23 protein-coding genes are annotated in these 15,604 nt (G+C 68.1%); 7 read left to right on the top strand and 16 right to left on the bottom strand.

Annotation, left to right across the window (positions count from 1 at the left end; translation table 11 throughout):
- The 6 genes from ACLL81_RS05875 to purC form a co-directional block, all read right to left on the bottom strand.
- Nucleotides 1-701 (bottom strand): MFS transporter (locus ACLL81_RS05875; RefSeq protein WP_411287413.1); only part of this gene is annotated, 701 nt, incomplete at its 3' end.
- A gap of 83 nt (nt 702-784) precedes the next feature.
- Complete coding sequence (purQ, locus tag ACLL81_RS05870) at nt 785-1,447, bottom strand: phosphoribosylformylglycinamidine synthase subunit PurQ (RefSeq protein WP_411287412.1); 663 nt, start codon at nt 1,445-1,447, stop codon at nt 785-787.
- On the bottom strand, nt 1,444-1,911 hold the full coding sequence (locus ACLL81_RS05865) for a DUF3291 domain-containing protein (protein ID WP_411287411.1): 468 nt from the start codon (nt 1,909-1,911) through the stop codon (nt 1,444-1,446). Before ACLL81_RS05865 ends, purQ begins: the two co-directional genes overlap by 4 nt.
- Nucleotides 1,908-2,279, bottom strand: coding sequence for a hypothetical protein (locus ACLL81_RS05860; protein WP_411287410.1), 372 nt, complete (start codon nt 2,277-2,279; stop codon nt 1,908-1,910). The genes ACLL81_RS05865 and ACLL81_RS05860 overlap by 4 nt, the downstream gene beginning before the upstream one ends.
- Nucleotides 2,276-2,515: a phosphoribosylformylglycinamidine synthase subunit PurS gene (gene purS / locus ACLL81_RS05855; RefSeq protein ID WP_411287409.1), complete on the bottom strand. Its 240-nt coding sequence runs from the start codon at nt 2,513-2,515 to the stop codon at nt 2,276-2,278. The genes ACLL81_RS05860 and purS overlap by 4 nt, the downstream gene beginning before the upstream one ends.
- Nucleotides 2,515-3,270, bottom strand: coding sequence for a phosphoribosylaminoimidazolesuccinocarboxamide synthase (gene purC / locus ACLL81_RS05850; RefSeq protein ID WP_411287408.1), 756 nt, complete (start codon nt 3,268-3,270; stop codon nt 2,515-2,517). Before purC ends, purS begins: the two co-directional genes overlap by 1 nt.
- Before the next feature lie 238 nt (nt 3,271-3,508).
- Between purC and ACLL81_RS05845 the strand changes: the two genes are divergently transcribed.
- Complete coding sequence (locus ACLL81_RS05845; RefSeq protein ID WP_411287407.1) at nt 3,509-3,832, top strand: DUF1476 domain-containing protein; 324 nt, start codon at nt 3,509-3,511, stop codon at nt 3,830-3,832.
- Nucleotides 3,833-3,834: 2 nt separating this feature from the next.
- Here the strand turns inward: ACLL81_RS05845 and purB are convergent, their stop codons facing one another.
- The 4 genes from purB to ACLL81_RS05825 form a co-directional block, all read right to left on the bottom strand.
- Nucleotides 3,835-5,136 (bottom strand): adenylosuccinate lyase, encoded by a 1,302-nt coding sequence (gene purB, locus ACLL81_RS05840; protein ID WP_411287414.1) that lies wholly within the window; start codon nt 5,134-5,136, stop codon nt 3,835-3,837.
- A gap of 52 nt (nt 5,137-5,188) precedes the next feature.
- Nucleotides 5,189-6,709 carry a spinster family MFS transporter gene (locus ACLL81_RS05835; RefSeq protein WP_411287406.1) on the bottom strand — a complete coding sequence of 507 codons (1,521 nt, stop codon included), beginning with the start codon at nt 6,707-6,709 and terminating at the stop codon, nt 5,189-5,191.
- 65 nt (nt 6,710-6,774) lie between these two features.
- Nucleotides 6,775-7,812 carry an isopenicillin N synthase family dioxygenase gene (locus ACLL81_RS05830; protein WP_411287405.1) on the bottom strand — a complete coding sequence of 346 codons (1,038 nt, stop codon included), beginning with the start codon at nt 7,810-7,812 and terminating at the stop codon, nt 6,775-6,777.
- Nucleotides 7,813-7,840: 28 nt separating this feature from the next.
- Complete coding sequence (locus ACLL81_RS05825; RefSeq protein ID WP_411287404.1) at nt 7,841-9,223, bottom strand: spinster family MFS transporter; 1,383 nt, start codon at nt 9,221-9,223, stop codon at nt 7,841-7,843.
- Between the two features lie 104 nt (nt 9,224-9,327).
- Between ACLL81_RS05825 and ACLL81_RS05820 the strand changes: the two genes are divergently transcribed.
- The 3 genes from ACLL81_RS05820 (at nt 9,328) to ACLL81_RS05810 (ending at nt 10,441) form a co-directional block, all read left to right on the top strand.
- Nucleotides 9,328-9,948 (top strand): glutathione S-transferase family protein, encoded by a 621-nt coding sequence (locus tag ACLL81_RS05820; RefSeq protein WP_411287403.1) that lies wholly within the window; start codon nt 9,328-9,330, stop codon nt 9,946-9,948.
- On the top strand, nt 9,945-10,088 hold the full coding sequence (locus tag ACLL81_RS05815) for a DUF1697 domain-containing protein (protein ID WP_411287402.1): 144 nt from the start codon (nt 9,945-9,947) through the stop codon (nt 10,086-10,088). The genes ACLL81_RS05820 and ACLL81_RS05815 overlap by 4 nt, the downstream gene beginning before the upstream one ends.
- Nucleotides 10,089-10,159: 71 nt before the next feature.
- Nucleotides 10,160-10,441 carry a hypothetical protein gene (locus ACLL81_RS05810; RefSeq protein WP_411287401.1) on the top strand — a complete coding sequence of 94 codons (282 nt, stop codon included), beginning with the start codon at nt 10,160-10,162 and terminating at the stop codon, nt 10,439-10,441.
- 69 nt (nt 10,442-10,510) lie between these two features.
- On the opposite strand, the gene ACLL81_RS05805 is transcribed toward ACLL81_RS05810, so the two are convergent.
- From ACLL81_RS05805 to ACLL81_RS05790, 4 genes are all read right to left on the bottom strand, one after another.
- Entirely contained in the window at nt 10,511-11,275 is a 765-nt protein-coding gene (locus tag ACLL81_RS05805) for an MIP/aquaporin family protein (protein WP_411287400.1), read from the bottom strand.
- Nucleotides 11,272-11,784 carry an arsenate reductase ArsC gene (locus tag ACLL81_RS05800; RefSeq protein ID WP_411287399.1) on the bottom strand — a complete coding sequence of 171 codons (513 nt, stop codon included), beginning with the start codon at nt 11,782-11,784 and terminating at the stop codon, nt 11,272-11,274. Before ACLL81_RS05800 ends, ACLL81_RS05805 begins: the two co-directional genes overlap by 4 nt.
- Complete coding sequence (locus tag ACLL81_RS05795) at nt 11,784-12,137, bottom strand: ArsR/SmtB family transcription factor (protein WP_411287398.1); 354 nt, start codon at nt 12,135-12,137, stop codon at nt 11,784-11,786. The genes ACLL81_RS05800 and ACLL81_RS05795 overlap by 1 nt, the downstream gene beginning before the upstream one ends.
- A gap of 148 nt (nt 12,138-12,285) precedes the next feature.
- Nucleotides 12,286-12,495 carry a cold-shock protein gene (locus tag ACLL81_RS05790; RefSeq protein WP_411287397.1) on the bottom strand — a complete coding sequence of 70 codons (210 nt, stop codon included), beginning with the start codon at nt 12,493-12,495 and terminating at the stop codon, nt 12,286-12,288.
- A 296-nt stretch (nt 12,496-12,791) separates the two neighbouring features.
- Between ACLL81_RS05790 and ACLL81_RS05785 the strand changes: the two genes are divergently transcribed.
- From ACLL81_RS05785 to ACLL81_RS05775, 3 genes are read left to right on the top strand one after another with little or no spacing between them, the layout of a single operon-like run.
- On the top strand, nt 12,792-12,998 hold the full coding sequence (locus tag ACLL81_RS05785) for a hypothetical protein (protein WP_411287396.1): 207 nt from the start codon (nt 12,792-12,794) through the stop codon (nt 12,996-12,998).
- Nucleotides 12,999-13,057: 59 nt separating this feature from the next.
- Nucleotides 13,058-13,312 (top strand): hypothetical protein, encoded by a 255-nt coding sequence (locus tag ACLL81_RS05780; RefSeq protein ID WP_411287395.1) that lies wholly within the window; start codon nt 13,058-13,060, stop codon nt 13,310-13,312.
- A 39-nt stretch (nt 13,313-13,351) separates the two neighbouring features.
- Nucleotides 13,352-13,537, top strand: a complete 186-nt coding sequence (locus ACLL81_RS05775; RefSeq protein WP_411287394.1) for a hypothetical protein — start codon at nt 13,352-13,354, stop codon at nt 13,535-13,537.
- Between the two features lie 72 nt (nt 13,538-13,609).
- Here ACLL81_RS05775 and ACLL81_RS05770 read toward each other — a convergent pair whose 3' ends face one another.
- Both ACLL81_RS05770 and ACLL81_RS05765 read right to left on the bottom strand, forming a co-directional pair.
- Nucleotides 13,610-13,774, bottom strand: a complete 165-nt coding sequence (locus ACLL81_RS05770) for a hypothetical protein (protein ID WP_411287393.1) — start codon at nt 13,772-13,774, stop codon at nt 13,610-13,612.
- A gap of 194 nt (nt 13,775-13,968) precedes the next feature.
- A partial coding sequence (locus ACLL81_RS05765; protein ID WP_411287392.1) for a TonB-dependent receptor occupies nt 13,969-15,604 on the bottom strand: 1,636 nt, incomplete at its 5' end.

Here is a 15,604-nt window from a genome sequence, read left to right as displayed (position 1 = left end):
TCGCTGAAGGTGGCCCGCTCGCGGCGCACGGTGCCGGGGGGGTCGGTATAGCCGCGGGGCGGTTCCTTGACGGTGAGCTTGAACAGCACCGCCACGAGAATGCCCGGCAGACCCACCACGAAGAAGGCCATGCGCCAGCCGAAGGCGCCGGTGACCGGCCCGCCGATCAGGTTGGCCAGCACCGTGCCCAGGGTCACGCCCATGGCGTAGTAGCCTAGCGCGGTGGAACGCCGCTGCGGCGGATAGTAGTCGGCGATCAGGGAGTTGGCCGGGGGCGTGCAGCCCGCCTCGCCGATGCCCACGCCCACTCGGCAGGCCAGCAGCACCCAGAAGGCGCCGATGGTGATCGAGCCGATGGTGACCTCGGCGGCCAGGCCGCAGAGCGCGGTCATCAGCGACCAGAGCGCTACGCAGATGCTCATGATCCAGACCCGGTGGCGGGTCTCAGCGACCTGGGCGAGCGGGATGCCGACCACGGTGTAGAGCAGCGCGAAGCCGAAGCCGGTGAGCAGACCGAAGGCGGTGTCGGAGATGCCCAGTTCCGGCTTCATGGCCGGGGCGACGACGGAGAGCAGGCCCCGGTCGACGAAGTTCAGAATGTAGATGATCAGCAGGGCGGTCAGCACGTAGCTGCGATAGCCCTTGGTCCCGAAGCCGTTGAGGAAACCCACGGACGGGGTATCGGACGAGGTCGTGCTCATACTGGTTCTTCTAAATCTTGACCGGTTCTGCCGCCGACCCTAGACGGCTCGCCCGCGCATCGCAAACGGGAGGGAGGGAGAGCCTAGGCGCTGGCCAGGGCGCTCTGGAAGAGGATGGCGCCGTCGGCGGAGCCGAGTTCGGCCTCGAAGGCGCGGTCGGGGTGGGGCATAAGGCCTAGGATATTGCCCGCGCCGCCCAGGATGCCGGCCACGCCGCGGGCCGAGCCGTTGGGGTTGTCCAGGTAGCGGAACACCACCTGGCCCTCGCCCTCCAGCCGGTCGAGGGTCTCGTCATCGGCGAAGAAATTGCCCTCGCCGTTGCCCACGGTCATAGCCACCTGGCGGCGGCCGGCGTAGCCCGCGGTGAAGCGGGTCTGGGCATTGGTGACCTCCAGCTCGACGGTGCGGCAGACGTACTTCAGGCCTTCGTTGCGCAACAGCGCGCCGGGCAGCATCCCGGCCTCGCAGAGCACCTGGAAGCCGTTGCAGATGCCCACAGTGGCGACCCCGCGCCCGGCGGTCGCCTTGACGTCGGCCATGATCGGGGAGAGCGCGGCCATGGCCCCGCAGCGCAGGTAGTCGCCGTAGGAAAAGCCTCCCGGCAAGACGATCAGGTCCAGGCCGGTGGGGAGCGAGGTGTCCCCGTGCCAGACCATTTCCACCGCCGCGCCGGTGGAGCGCTCGATGGCGACCTTGCAGTCGCGGTCGCAGTTGGAGCCGGGGAAAACGACGACGGCGGCTTTCATTCGGAAGCGTCCATGAGCACGGGCGCGGGGAAACGCGCGCGGAAATCGAAAGCGTCGGGGGTGGGCCCGTTGGCCCTCAGGTGGTCGAGGCGGGCGAAGGCGTCAAGCCTTTGCGGCAGCTCGCCGGCGGGCAGCCACCAGAGCACCATGTAGGGCGCATCCTGGCGCTCGAACCATTGGTGGCCGTCGCGGACGAAGTGGCGGTGGCCGGAGCGGTAGGCGAAGGCGGCCAGGGCCTCGGCGCATTCCCACAGCGACATGTTGGCCAGAATCCAGGGGTCGATGTCCTGCGCGGCCGCGTGGGAATCGAAGCCTGTGCCGGTGGCCCGCCAGAGGAATCCGGGGGCGGCCTCGGCCAGGGCGTTCACCCGGTCCAGGTTGTCGCGGTAGCCGGCGATCTGCGGCGACTCCAGCGGGACGAGAAGACGCGCGACGTTGAGCTGGGCGAGGTGGAACCGGCTCATTTGCGCCGCCAGGTCTTCAGGCCGTCCAGGTAGGCGTAGAGTTCGTCGTAACGGGCCTTGTCGCCATAGGGGCAGCCGGTGGTGCGCACAGCGCCGGCCACCACCTTCTGCATCATCAGGGCGGGATGGGCGGGGGCGCCGGGCTCGGTGATCAGGTAGGAGGTCCGGCCGTCCTCGTGGGAATAGAAGCTGTAGGGCTCGGCGTAGTCGCGGGGGGCGGGGACCAGGCCCGGCTGGGCGGCCATCTTCGCGCGCTGGGCCTCGAAGGGGGCGGCGCAGTCCAGGTCCATGAGGGCGGGCGCGGCGGCCGGCTCCGGGGCGCAGGCGCCAAGCGTCATGAGGAGGGCGGTGAGGCCCGCCCGGATCACGCCAACTCCACCCGGTAGCTCTCGATGACGGCGTTTGCGAGGAGTTTGTCGCACATGGCCTTGACCTCAGCCTCCGCCGCCGCGGCGTCCGACGCCGCTAGGTCGAACTCGATGGTGCGGCCCACGCGGACGTGTTCGACCCCGGCCCAGCCCAGGCCGTGCAGGGCCTGTTCGACGGCCTTGCCCTGGACGTCCAGGACGCCCGGTTTCAGGAACACATGGACCTTAGCGCGCACTAGTGGAGGCCTCCCTGGATGACGGTGGGCATCTCCTTCATGATGCCAAGCCTGCGGGCGACTTCGGTGTAGCTCTCGATGACGTTGCCGAGGTCGCGGCGGAAGCGGTCCTTGTCCAGCTTCTCGTTGGTGGTGCTGTCCCAGAGGCGGCAGCTATCGGGGCTGATCTCATCGGCCAGGATGATGCGGGCGAAGTCGTTCTCCCAGATGCGGCCGAACTCGATCTTGAAGTCGATCAGGGTGATGCCGACCGCGCCGAACATGCCCGTGAGGAAGTCGTTCACCCGCAGGGTGAGCGCCATCATATCGTCGATCTCCTGGGTGGCGGCCCAGTTGAAGGCGGTGATGTGCTCTTCCGAGACCATCGGGTCGTGCAGCTTGTCGTCCTTCAGGTAGAACTCGATGATCGAGCGCGGCAGGGCCTGGCCCTCGGGGAGGCCCAGGCAGGTGGAGAGCGAGCCGGCAGAGACGTTTCGGCAGACCACCTCCAGCGGGATGATCTCCACCTCGCGGATCAGCTGCTCGCGCAGGTTCAGGCGGCGGATGAAGTGGTTCTGAACCCCGATCGAGTTCAGCTTGATCATGATGTGTTCGCTGATCCGGTTGTTGATCACGCCCTTGCCCTCAAGCACCGCCTTCTTGGTGGCGTCGAAGGCGGTGGTGTCGTCCTTGAAGTACTGGATCAGGGTGCCGGGCTCGGGACCTTCGTAGAGGATCTTGGCCTTGCCCTCGTAGATCTTCTTACGGCGGGTCATCTTCGAGCCTTCTCCGTGAGCGGGGGCTTACCGGTCGGGGAAAAGAAAAACGCGCGCGGCTTGGGCCATCGCGCGCGGGTCCGACTCGGCCTCTCGCTCAATTGAGGCTGGCCGAAATTATCGCAGCTGAGCCACTTTCGCAAACTTCGTGAATGGCGCTGTGGCGAAGACGCGTTTCGATTGCGGCCCGCGTCGGCGCAGGATATGTGACCGCGTTGATGCCGCCGCCGGGGACCCGATGACCACTTTCGACGACCGAGAAAAGGGCTTCGAGCGTAAATTCGCCCTTGATCAGGATCAGGAATTCAAGGCCGGCGTGCGCCGCAACCGGGCTCTGGGCCACTGGGCCGCGGGCCTGATGGGCCTGCAGGACAAGCACATGGACGAATATGCCCAGGCGGTGGTGAAGTCCGACTTCGAACTGCCGGGCGACGACGACGTGCTGCGCAAGGTGTTCGAAGACCTGAAAGGCGCCGGCGTTGCGATCTCCGAAGGCGACGTGCGCATGAAGATGGCCGAACTGATGGCCCAGGCGCGCGAGAACGTCCGAGAAGGCAAGTAGCCTCAGCCGACCCCGAACACCCGGGCGAACACCGTATCCACGTGCTTGAAGTGGTAGCCGAGGTCGAACAGCTCGGAGAGTTCGGCGTGTGAGAGGGTGACCTCGGGGTCGGCCTTCAGGAACTCCAGGAACGCACCCTCGCCGCGCCAGACGCGCATTGCGTTGCGCTGCACGGCGGCATAGGAGGCCTCGCGGCTCATGCCCTTCTGGGTGAGCGCCAGCAGCACCCGCTGGGAGTGCACCAGCCCGCCCAGGCGATCCAGGTTCTTCGCCATGTTGTCCGGATAGATCACCAGCCGCTCCACCACGCCGGCTAGGCGGCGAAGCGCGAAGTCCAGGTGGATGGTGGTGTCGGGGGCGATGCCGCGTTCCACGGAGGAGTGGCTGATGTCGCGCTCATGCCACAGGGCGACGTTCTCCAGGGCCGGGGTCACCGCCGAGCGGACCAGGCGCGCCAGGCCCGTGAGGTTCTCGGTGAGGATAGGGTTTCTCTTGTGGGGCATGGACGAAGAGCCCTTCTGGCCCACGTCGAACGGCTCCTCGGCCTCCAGCACCTCGGTGCGCTGCAGGTGGCGGATCTCGATGGCCAGGCGCTCGACCGAGGAGGCCACCACCGCCAGCGCCGCGAAATAGGCGGCGTGGCGGTCGCGGGGGATCACCTGGGTGGAGACCGGTTCAACCGCCAGGCCCAGCTTTTCGGCCACATAGGCTTCCACCTCGGGAGCCACATTGGCGAAGGTGCCCACCGAGCCGGAGATGGCGCAGGTGGCGATCTCGAACTTCGCCATGGCCAGACGTTCCTTGGCGCGGACGAACTCGGCGTAGTGGCCGGCGAGCTTGAGGCCAAAGGTGGTGGGCTCGGCGTGGATGGCGTGGCTGCGCCCAACGGTCGGCGTCAGCCGGTGCTCGAAGGCGCGGCGCTTCAGCGCCGCCAGCACTAGGTCGACGTCCTCGATGAGGAGGTCGGTGGCGCGGACCAGCTGCACCGCGAGCGTGGTGTCATTGACGTCCGAGGAGGTCATCCCCTGGTGCAGGAACCGCGCCTGCGGCCCCACCACCTCCGTGACATGGGTGAGGAAGGCGATGACGTCGTGCTTCACCTCGCGCTCGATCTCGTCGATGCGCTCGGCGTCCCAGACCACGCCGCGGCCTTTCTCCCAGATTTTCCGCGCGGCTTCGGCGGGGATCACTCCCAGCTCGGCCATCTTGTCGGCAGCGTGGGCCTCGATTTCAAACATGATCTGGAAGCGCGTCTGCGCGGACCAGATCTCGGCGGCTTCCTTACGGGCGTAGCGGGGGATCATGCCGCGCGGTGTGACCCCGCCCGGCGGCGGGGTCAAGCCGTGAGGACACCCCCTAGTCGCTCTCGCCGCGGTCGGCGCGGGCCTTGGCGAGCGCCTTCACCAGGCCGAAGGAGCCCAGGAAGTAGTGGAAGGCGGCCCACAGGTAGAACAGCAGCGTGATGATGATCCCCTGGCGGGTGCCCAGCGCCAGGGCCCCGGAACAGGCCTGGGCCGCCTGGGCGCTCGCGCCGGTGGGCGCGGCCCCCCCCGGGCAGGCCGCCTGGAAGGCCGCGGGATCGGCGGCGAAGAAGCCGGATACCGCCTGGAAGATGGAGGTCATCCCCGGGTTGGCGTAGCCGAAGGCCGAGAAGTGGTCGATCACCCAGCCGGTGAAGGGCGGGCCGCCGCCGAGCGCGATCAGGTTGAGGAAGAAGAACAGGATGGCGGTGGCCGTGGCCCGGCGGCGGGTCTCCACCATGTTCTGGATCACCCCGAAGGTGGGGCCGAGATAGACGTAGTGGAAGATTCCCGGGACCAGCAGGATCAGGGCCGCGGCCTGCCACGAAGGCTGCAGGTAGGCGAAGATGTAGATCGGCGTGGCGATGGCCAGGCCGATGGCGGGGGTGAGCGCGTACCAGCGGGCCGAGCGCTTCGCCAGGCGGTCGGAGAGGTAGCCGCCCAGGAGCGTGCCGAGCCCCGCGGAGAAGCCGCCCACCAAGCCGGTGATCAGGCCCACCTGGGTGTAGTCCAGACCGAAGGTGCGGATGAAGTAGGGGGGCACGAACTGGCCCGAGCCATAGCCGCCGAAGGAGGCCAGCGTCACCCCCAGCACCATGTGCAGCACCGGCCACTTGCCGAACAGGATGCCCACCACCGCACCCATCTCCTTGAGCTCGGAGGCCAGCGTGATCTTGGTCTTGGCGGGCTCGTCGGGGACCACGTCCTCGGCCATCAGCGGGACGGCCTCAGGCTCCGAATGGCCGCGCGGCGGCTCCTTCATCAGGAGTTTGATGGCGATGGCGATGAGGATGCCCGGCAGGCCCACCACCATGAAGGCCACCCGCCACGAGAAGTTCTGCGCCAGCCAGCCACCGGCCACTGCGCCGAACATGGTGCCCAGCGGGATGCCGAAGGAATAGACCGCCAGGGCCGAGGCCCGCTTCTTGGGCTCGAAATAGTCGCTGATCAGGGAGTGGGCGGGGGGCGACAGGCCGGCCTCGCCGACGCCGACCCCGAACCGGTAGGCCGCCAGCATGGCGAAGCTTGTCGCCGTGCCGCAGAGCGCGGTGAACCCCGACCAGACGACGATCGCCGCGGAGATGATGTTGACCCGGGAATAGCGCTCGGCCAGCCGGGCGATGGGGATGCCCAGCAGGGTGTAGAGGAGCGCGAAATAGAGCCCGCCCAGCAGGCCCAGCTGCAGGTCGGTGATCTTCAGGTCGACCTTGATGGCCTGGCCGATGGTCGAGATGATCGTCCGGTCGATGAAGTTGAAGGTGTAGGCGCCCACCAGCAGGCCCAGCACCATGCGCTTGTAGCCATCGGTGTAGTGCGGGCGCACAGGCGCCCCGGAGCCGGCGTCGATGGCGGTCATGTCCTGCGCGCTCCCCGAGATTATGCCCGTGCCCCGTCAAGCGGAGGGGGGTGTTTTGCATGAAGTTAGCGGGGGGTGGGGGAGGTGGATAGGGGCTGCGTGGCCTGCATCAGCTGCGGGAACACCTTGGCCACCTTGCCCAGGAGATAATCGCCGTAGGTCCCCTGGAAGTCGTGGACGCTGGCCTGGTCCCAGCGCTCGGCGCGGTCGGCGTCCATGCGCTCCGCCTCGGCGGTGGCCGCAGGCAGGGGGCGCATGGGGGCGGTGAAGTCGGGGTCGAAGAACAGGGGGAAGGACAGCCGGTCGTGGCCGCTGCGGTTCATCACCCGGTGCGGGGTGGATTTGAAGCGCCCAGCGGTCAGCCGCTCCAGCATGTCGCCGATGTTGCAGACCAAGGCGCCATCAATGGGCGGGGCCTCGATCCAGCCGGAGGGGCCTTTCACCTGCAGGCCGCCGTGCTGGTCCTGGGCCAGCAGGGTGAGCAGGCCATAGTCGGTGTGCTCCCCCACACCCCAGCTCCGGCTCCAATCGATGGCCCGCGGGCCGGTCGCCGGATAGTGGAAGATGCGGAAGAGGACGGTGGGCTGGCCGGTGTACTCGCGGGCGAAGTAGCCGGGCTCAAGGCCGAGGCTGACCGAGACCCCCTCCATAAGCGTGGTGGCGGCGCGGGTGGCGGCGTCCATATAGGCTGTGGCCGCGGCCCGTAGGCCGGGCAAATCCGCCGGCCAGAGGTTGGCGCCATGCATGGGGAGGCCGGCGCGGACCCGGGGGTGGTCGGAGGCAAGCTCGGTCCCGAGGTAAAGGCCCTCCTTCAGGTCCGGTTGGCCGGAGGTAAGTTCCCCGCCCAGGGGAAAGTAGCCGCGCCAGGCACGGCCGCCGCGCGCCATGGAAATGGCCATCCTGGCCGCGTCCGGCAGTGCGAAGAACCGGCGGCTCTGGGCCTCCAGGTCGGCCAGCAGGTCGGCTTCGATGCCGTGACCGGTCAGGTAGAAGAAGCCATGAGCCTCGCAGGCCTGCGCAATTTCGGCCGCTACCCGCGCGCGACCGCCCGCGTCGCCCGCGAACAGGGCCCACATGTCGATGACGGGCAGGCGCTTGGTCACGCCCCGCTCGCGGGCGCGTGGTCAGCCATCAGCTCACGTTGTCCTCGCGGATGGTCTTGCGGGCCATCCAGAAGAAAGCGAAGGCCAGGAGGCCGGTCAGGGTGGAGAGGATCAGGGCCCAGCGGACGCCCTCGGCCGGGCCCATGCCCATGCCCTTGTTGAGGTAATCAGACAGTATGCCGACGCCCAGCGGGCCCAGGCCCAGGCCGATCAGGTTGATGACGAATAGCAGGATGGCGCTGGTGGTGGCGCGCATGTGCGGCGGCACCACCGACTGGGCGGTGCCGTAGACCGGGCCGTACCAGATTGCGGCCAGCAGCGAGTTGAGGGTGAGGATGCTCAGGGCCAGGGCCGCGGAATCGACGCTGACCGCGGTGATGAAGATCGGAACGGCCAGCAGGGCGGCGATGGCGGGGGCCACCATGTAGGCGCGCAGGTCGGTCTTGCCGAACCGGTCGGCCAGGTAGCCGCCCAGCCAGGACCCGGTGGCGCCGGCGGCGCCGCTGATCAGGCCCAACGCCAGGCCCAGGAAGCCCACCGACTTCAGGTCGAAGCCCAGCGTCATGCCGAAGAAGCTGGCGAGACGGGCGACTTCCTCGGTGTGGTTGCGCAGGAAGAACGACGCGGTGAACGGCGCGTGGCCGTAGCCGATGAACGCTTTGACGGCCGCGGCGAAGGCGATGTACCAGAAGGTCTTCTTCTTGGAGAGGTAGGCCATGGTCTGCTTGAAGGTGGCGCTGGCCGCCTGCACCGTGGCGGTGTGAGCCGCCATGATCTTGCGCGGCTCCTTCAGGGTGAAGATCGCCAGGACCGCGAACAGCAGGCCCGGGACGCCGGCCACCAGGAAGGCCGCACGCCAGCCGTAGGCGTCGGCCACCAGCCCGCCGATGACCAGGCCCAGGAGACCGCCCAGCGGGGTGCCCATGGCGTAGAAAGCCAGGGCCGAGGCGCGCTTCTCGCGAGGCACATAGTCGCTGATCAGGCTGTGGGCCGGCGGCGTGCAGCCGGCCTCGCCGATGCCGACGCCGATGCGGCAGGCGACGAGCTGCGCGAAGTTGGTGGTGGAGCCGCATAGCGCGGTGAACCCCGACCAGACCGCCACGGAGGAGCCGATGATGATCGGCCGGTTGCGCCGCTCCGCCAGCCTGGCGATGGGAATCCCCAGGAAGGTGTAGAACACGGCGAACGCTAGGCCGCTCATCAGGCCCAGCTGCCAGTCGGCCAGGCCCAGTTCGTTCTTGATCGGCTCGGCCAGGATGTTGATCACCTGGCGGTCGAGGAAGTTGATGATGTAGATCGAGAGCAGCAGGAACATCGCGTAGCGCGTGTAGCCGGCGCTGAACGGCGTGGCCGCTACGGTGGGGGGCGGGGCGGCATGGGGCTCGATGCCAGGGCTGGCGACTTCGCTCATGGTACGCTTCTCTCCCAACTGCATTTTCTTGATTGACGCCACTAGACGAGAGCAGCACGGCTTCGGCAAGAGCCGGGTTGGTACCCGCGGTATGGAGACAGCCCATGGAACTGGTCATTGGCACCAAGGCCTGGTCGACTTGGTCGATGCGGCCGTGGCTGGTCGCCCGGCGGGCCGGGGTGGCGTTCACCGAGACGCTGATCCCGCTGCGGCAGGAGAACGGGATGACCGCCGAGGCCATCCTTCCGCATTCGCCCACCGGCCTGGTGCCGGCGCTGAAGGACGGCGGCCTCACGGTCACCGACTCCCTGGCGATCTGCGAATACCTGGCCGAGGCGCACCCGGGCCTGTGGCCCGCCGAGCCCAAGGCGCGGGCCTTGGCGCGGGCGGCGGCGGCGGAGATGCACTCCGGGTTCGCATCCCTGCGCGGCGAATGCCCTATGGACCTGGCCGCGGTCCCGACACCTACCGAGCTGTCGCCGGCCACGCAGAAGGACATCCGCCGGATCGTGGCGCTGTGGGGCGCGATGCTGGGGCGGTTCGGGGGGCCGTTCCTGGCCGGCCCCTGGTCGATCGCCGACGCCTTCTACACGCCCGTGGCGACGCGGTTCCGCACCTATGGGGTGACGCTCTCCGACCACGGGGACGACGGGACAGCGGCCGCCTACGCGCAGCGCCTGCTGGAGACGCCGGAGTTTCTGGCCTGGGAGGCCGCCGCGCGATGAGGCGGGTCTGCGCTCTGCTGCGCGCGGTCAATGTGGGCGGCCAGGGCAGGGTGGTGATGAGCGAGTTGCGGGCGCTGCTGGCCGACCGGGGGTCTCCACCGATGTGCTGGCGCACGATCATGCCGAACTGGCGGCGGTGATGGCCGCCTGACAACCTTTGCCGGGGGTGGGCGTTGAAGACGTTCGAGACTTCTGGGAAGGGACCCATCCGATGAAGACGACGCTCGCCCTGGCCGCTCTGGCCGCGCTCTCGCTGGCGGCCTGCGACCGGGCCACCGGCACCTCGCCGGAGGGCAGCGCCGTGGGCGCGGCCATGCCCGACACCTCCACGCCCCGGGCGCCGAACGCCACCCTGACCGCGCCCGACGCGGGCCAGACGGGCGCAGTGCCCGCCGATGGCTCGGCTCCCGCCGTGGCCCCGACCCCGGACGTGGGCAGCGCCGGCGGCTCGCCGGGCGTCCCCGGCGCCGCCGTGACCCCGGAACCGAAGTAGCCATCAGCGCCGCAACGCGCCTGTCCCGCGGGAGCCCGCCAGGCGCACGCCTGCCTTCGGCTCAGACGGCTATCCTGGGTCGTGCTGGGGATGGTGGCCACCGCCTGGGGGGTGGGCGTCTTCTTTGCCTTCCTGGCGGCGCGCCCGATCGCAGAACGTCGGCGCGCCGCGGCCCGTCGGGAACAGCCAGCCGCAGACGCCAGCCGCCGCCAGGGCGCCAGTGATCTGGGCGGCGAGGAAGGCCGGGACCGAGACCGGCGCCACGCCCGCGAACGTGTCGGAGAGGCTGCGCGCCACGGTGACCGCCGGATTGGCGAAGGATGTGGAGGCGGTGAACCAGTAGGCCGCGGCGATGTAGAGGCCGACGGCGGCGGCGGTGAACTGCGGCCGCGCCCGCCGCACGCCAAGGATGGTCAGCACGAGGCCGAAGGTGGCCAAGGCTTCCGAGCCGGCCTGGGCGGGGCCGTCGCGCAGCCGGGTAGAGACCTGCCAGATCGGTTCGTCGAACATGCCGTGGGCGGCCCACACGCCCAGGACCGCGCCCAGGCTCTGCGCCGCGGCGTAGGCGCAGGCGACGCGGATCGGGAGCTCGCGCTGCAGGACGAACACCAGGCTCACCGCCGGGTTGAAATGCGCCCCGGAGATGGGGCCGAAGATGGTGATCAGCACCATCAGGCCCGCGCCGGTGGCCAGGGTGTTGGCCAGCAGCGCGATCGCTTGGTTTCCCCCCGCAAGCCGCTCGCCCATGATCCCCGAGCCCACCACGATGGCCAGCAGAAAAGCCGTGCCCAGCGCCTCGGCGGCCAGTCGCCGGGCCAGGCCGGCGTCGCTCAACGCGCCGTGTCCGGCGAGGGCGCGGCGGCGTAGCCGATGCGATCCAGGCGCGCCTGTAGCGTCAGCCGGTCGAGGCTGGCGACCGGCAGACTGACGAAGATCTCGATGCGGTTGTGCAACTGCCGCCAGGCGTCGGCGAAGGCGACCGCCACCTCGGCGGGCGAGCCCACGGCGGCGGCCGGATCGGGAATGCCCCAATGGGCGGTCATCGGCTGGCCCGGCCAGACGGGACAGACCTCGCCTGCGGCGTTGTCACAGACGGTGAAGACGAAATCGAGTACCGGGCCGCCGCTCTGGGCGAATTCCTCCCAGGACTTCGAGCGGAATCCGGCTGTCTGGAAGGCGTTCCTCTCCAGTAGCCGAAGCGCGGCGGGATGGACTTCGCCCTTGGGCATGGAGCCGGCGGAGAAGGCGTTGAAGCGACCCTCGCCAAGCCGGCGCAGGATCGCCTCGGCCAGGATCGAGCGCGCTGAGTTGCCGGTGCACAGGAACAGGACATTCCAGGCCATCAGCCGGCGGCGCCTTCGGCCCGGCAGGGCTGGCTGGCGACCGCCGCCAGCGGGGCGCAGACCGCCGGACTGCCGTCGCAGCAATCCTCCACCAGGAAGGCCAGCAGGTCGCGCATGCGGTCGTAGGCGGCAGTGTACACAATCAAGCGGCCGTCCCGCCGCGCGGCCACCAGGCCGGCTGCGGCCAGGATCGCGAGGTTGGAGGACAAGGTGCTGGGCAGGATGCCGGTGGCGCGCGCCACCTCGCCGGCCGCCATGCCCTTCGCCCCGGCGCGGACCAGTAGGCGGAAGACCCCCAGGCGGCTCTCATGGGCGAGAGCCGACAGGGCGGCGACGGCGGGGGTGGCTTCCATCCTTCGAGAGTGGTCGAAATATATGACGCCGCAGTGACAGCGGCGTGGGGGAACCGCGGACCGGAAAACGAAGAAGCCGGCGCAGGCGCCGGCTTCAGGTCTTGCGTCGGCGCGCGGCGGTGAGGCCGCGCGCCTTGGCGAGAAGTCGTTAGGCGAGGGCCAGCTGGGCGGCGGACATCTTGCCGCTGCGCTGATCGCGCTCGAGTTCGAAGTTGAGCTTCTGGCCCTCATGCAGCGAGGTCATGCCAGCACGCTCGACCGCGGAGATGTGCACGAACACATCGCTGCCGCCGTCGTCAGGCTGGATGAAGCCGAAGCCTTTTTGGCCGTTGAACCACTTCACTGTACCGGTCGTCATTGTCTTGTTCCCTTCCGGGCATAGGTATCCTCACGCCCACGATGGACAGCGAGATCAAATTTTCGGAGAGGGTCGAGGGCGGGCCCGGCGCAGGATGCGAAGATCCGCAGCGGAAACCAGACGAGCCAAAGCGATATTCGATGGCGCTCAACCTCTCACATTGTGCCCCGTATCACAAGCAATATTTGCAGAATGCTGTGCAAGCTGAACAGCTTTCTGATAGGAAGTTCGTTCCGACAGATTTCCGTCGACCATATTTCAGCGACGCCTTGCGGTGGCGCGACCAGGAGCCTTCCATGCGCACCATCGACCGGGCGATCTTTACGGTGGCCCGCCACGAGGGCCGCTGGGCCGTCGAGCATGCGGGCGAGTATTTCGACCACTCCATCGACAAGGAAGTCGCCAAGGCCGCAGCCAACAAGCGCGCCCGCCAGGCGCAGGACAAGGGACAGGCGTGCCTGGTGCGGGTGAGCGGCGAAAACGGGTTCTATGTGACGGCCTGACGGTCCCGCTTCATAACCCCCCTGCCTTTTAGGAGCCGAACGCCTTGCCCAAGCCCGCCATGCCCCGCCCCGCCCCTTTTCGCGGGCCCCCCGCGCCCCACTTCCGCAGCGCCATCGAACAGGCCGAGCAGGAGGGTGTTGCGCGCAACGACATGACCCTGAAGCTGACCCGCCGTGACGCCTCTGACATGCAACGCGACCGCACTCTGCCGGTGGCCGACATCAGCTATGCCGCCGGCGTGATGACCTTCCTGGGCGTGAAGGTGGAGACCGGCGGCGTGGAAACCAGCACCCTGGACCGCGGCGAAGCCTGATCAAGGGCAACCATAGCCCCGCTTAGGGGTTAGGCTTGTATGCCCAGATTGCTCACCCGATGCCCGACCAACGGCGAGGTGGTCCCCACGGGTCACCGGACCCAGGACTTCACCCTGGCGGACATGGTGATCTCCCGCTCTTTCCGCTGTCCGCGCTGCCACAAGGTGCATGCCTGGACCCGCGAAGAGGCGTGGCCGGAAGTGGCGCAGAGCGCCCCCGCCTGACGGCAGGAACCCGTCGCGCGCAGGCTGGGTTTGGCGGCCCATGATCCAGCCCCTCAGAGATCGGGGTGAGCCTCAGTTCCCCCGCTTGCCGATCCAGCTCAGACCGCCCTTGGCGATCAACATCACTAGGCAGACCACGAAGGCCAGGCCCGCGAGGATGCGGACGGCGTCGATGAGGAAGCCCACGATCGCCGCGACGATCATGACTGCGAACAGAATGAGGGTCCATCTGGCCATGCGGGTCAGAATGCATCGCAATCCGCACCGTTCCGCAAGAGGCGTGGCGGAGCTTATTGCGATCCCGCGCGCCGGAGACGCTGAGCCGGGCTGCGCCCCGCGAGGCGGTGCCGAGGGCGCGCTGCGCTAAGCACACACGCAAACGCCCCGGCTGTGAGGCCGGGGCGCGCCAGTCTTGGTCGAGGTCGCGAAGCCTAGAAGCGGTACTGCAGCTCCAGGCCGTAGGTGCGCGGCGCGATCAGGTTCAGCGTCTGGTTGATCCGCCCCTGGGTGGCCGGGAACGGCTGGTTCAGGCGAGCGCCGCTAATCCCGGCCAGGCCTTCGGCGTCGAAGATGTTCTTCACGTAGCCAATCACCGTGTAGCGATCGTCGCGGTCGCTGAAGAGCACCCGGGCGTCCACCGTCTCGAAGGCCTTAGCCCGGCTGTAGTAGCGGTTGAACAGCGAGTAGTAGGTATCGTCTCGCCACACATAGGTCACCGAACCGGTGAGCCGGCCCGGATCGAACCGCCAGGTGTAGTTGGCGTTGACCGTCACCCGGTGCGGGGTCGACGAGGGCAGGGTGGCGCCCTTCAGGTCCTGGTTGATCGAGGTCAGCGAGGGCTGGATCGGAGCCCGGATCGCGCCGGGCTGGATGGCCAGGGGATCGTCCGGGTCCTGGAAGCAGCAGCCTTTCTCCACCTGAGCGTCAAGGTAGGAGTAGTTGGCCAGGATCTGCAGGCCGTCGATCGGCTGCCAAGTGGTCTCCAGCTCGAAGCCCTTGATGATGGCTTCGTCGAGGTTGAAGAACTCGGTGGTGTTGGCCTGCAGCACCTCGTTGAAGCCGGCCAGCGGCACCTGGATGTCGCTGTACTTGTAGTAGAAGGCCGAGGCGTTGGCCTGGAAGGTGCCGCCGAAGGTCTTCTTCAGGCCGACCTCATAGGCGTCGATAATCTCTTCCTTGGTGGTGACCCGCTGCTGCAGCGTGACCGTTCCGGCGTTGAAGCCGCCCGCCTTGTAACCACGGGTGTACTTCACATAGGCCAGCGTGTCGGAGTCTGGCTTCCAGTCGAGACCGACGGTGCCCGTCACCGCGTCCCATTCCTGTTCGAGCAGGCGGTGGCGCAGGCCAGTGGTGGGATCGGTGAACAACGGCACGACCACCGAGCGGTCCTGTGACGCCACTGGCACCGCCGGGATCGCCAAGTTGGTCACGTCAAACACCCGACCGGTGTTGCGCCCGATGCAGGCGGGGCTGGGGGAGATGAAGCAGAACAGCCGGGCGCTCTCGAAGGACTGCTTCTTGTCCAGAGTGTAGCGAAGGCCCGCCGTCAGCTTCCAGGCTTCGGTCAATTTGTAGTCAATCTGGCCATAGGCGGCGTAGGACTCGTTGACGTTCTCCGACGCACCGATTGCGTAGTTACGCAGCGGATTGGGCGCGACCGGCGTCTGAGTCAGCGGGTTGAACGGCGTCTCGAAGCGCGGGTCGTCTGGATACCGTGCATCGGTGAGCTGGTAGTTTGAGCCTTCGCGATACTGATAGATGCCGAACAGCCACTGGGCCGGGCCATCCGTGGTCGAGGCGAAGTTCAGCTCGTTCGAGAACCACCAGACCTCCTCATGGTACTGGTTGTGCTGGCGCGGCGATACGAAGATGCCCTGCGGCGGAATGTTGGTGGTTCCCAGGCCCAGCGGGTTGGTGGCCGTGGCTGGCAGCACGTTCGGGGTCGTCTGCGTGACCAGGAAATTGGTGGTCCGCGCGGTGCCGTCCAGGTCGGTCTGCAGGCGGTAGTCGTAGTAGTTGTGGCCGCCCGTGTACTTCACGTCGAAGCCTTCGAGGTGCAGCACGGTG

The organism is Phenylobacterium sp. (assembly GCF_046590535.1).
GTDB lineage: Bacteria > Pseudomonadota > Alphaproteobacteria > Caulobacterales > Caulobacteraceae > Phenylobacterium.
Note: the sequence above shows the minus strand (reverse complement) of the source record. Positions and strands in the feature narration are given on the sequence as shown.

What these genes read in the sequence shown, in the direction of transcription:
- ACLL81_RS05785 (WP_411287396.1), top strand. Translation starts at nt 12,792, where the DNA reads ATGCGCACCATCGACCGGGCGATCTTTACGGTGGCCCGCCACGAGGGC.
- ACLL81_RS05825 (WP_411287404.1), bottom strand. Translation starts at nt 9,223, where the DNA reads ATGAGCGAAGTCGCCAGCCCTGGCATCGAGCCCCATGCCGCCCCGCCC.
- ACLL81_RS05780 (WP_411287395.1), top strand. Translation starts at nt 13,058, where the DNA reads ATGCCCCGCCCCGCCCCTTTTCGCGGGCCCCCCGCGCCCCACTTCCGC.
- ACLL81_RS05810 (WP_411287401.1), top strand. Translation starts at nt 10,160, where the DNA reads ATGAAGACGACGCTCGCCCTGGCCGCTCTGGCCGCGCTCTCGCTGGCG.
- ACLL81_RS05820 (WP_411287403.1), top strand. Translation starts at nt 9,328, where the DNA reads ATGGAACTGGTCATTGGCACCAAGGCCTGGTCGACTTGGTCGATGCGG.
- ACLL81_RS05865 (WP_411287411.1), bottom strand. Translation starts at nt 1,911, where the DNA reads ATGAGCCGGTTCCACCTCGCCCAGCTCAACGTCGCGCGTCTTCTCGTC.
- ACLL81_RS05835 (WP_411287406.1), bottom strand. Translation starts at nt 6,709, where the DNA reads ATGACCGCCATCGACGCCGGCTCCGGGGCGCCTGTGCGCCCGCACTAC.
- ACLL81_RS05795 (WP_411287398.1), bottom strand. Translation starts at nt 12,137, where the DNA reads ATGGAAGCCACCCCCGCCGTCGCCGCCCTGTCGGCTCTCGCCCATGAG.
- ACLL81_RS05815 (WP_411287402.1), top strand. Translation starts at nt 9,945, where the DNA reads ATGAGGCGGGTCTGCGCTCTGCTGCGCGCGGTCAATGTGGGCGGCCAG.
- purC (WP_411287408.1), bottom strand. Translation starts at nt 3,270, where the DNA reads ATGACCCGCCGTAAGAAGATCTACGAGGGCAAGGCCAAGATCCTCTAC.
- ACLL81_RS05775 (WP_411287394.1), top strand. Translation starts at nt 13,352, where the DNA reads ATGCCCAGATTGCTCACCCGATGCCCGACCAACGGCGAGGTGGTCCCC.
- ACLL81_RS05845 (WP_411287407.1), top strand. Translation starts at nt 3,509, where the DNA reads ATGACCACTTTCGACGACCGAGAAAAGGGCTTCGAGCGTAAATTCGCC.
- ACLL81_RS05800 (WP_411287399.1), bottom strand. Translation starts at nt 11,784, where the DNA reads ATGGCCTGGAATGTCCTGTTCCTGTGCACCGGCAACTCAGCGCGCTCG.
- purB (WP_411287414.1), bottom strand. Translation starts at nt 5,136, where the DNA reads ATGATCCCCCGCTACGCCCGTAAGGAAGCCGCCGAGATCTGGTCCGCG.
- ACLL81_RS05770 (WP_411287393.1), bottom strand. Translation starts at nt 13,774, where the DNA reads ATGGCCAGATGGACCCTCATTCTGTTCGCAGTCATGATCGTCGCGGCG.
- purQ (WP_411287412.1), bottom strand. Translation starts at nt 1,447, where the DNA reads ATGAAAGCCGCCGTCGTCGTTTTCCCCGGCTCCAACTGCGACCGCGAC.
- ACLL81_RS05790 (WP_411287397.1), bottom strand. Translation starts at nt 12,495, where the DNA reads ATGACGACCGGTACAGTGAAGTGGTTCAACGGCCAAAAAGGCTTCGGC.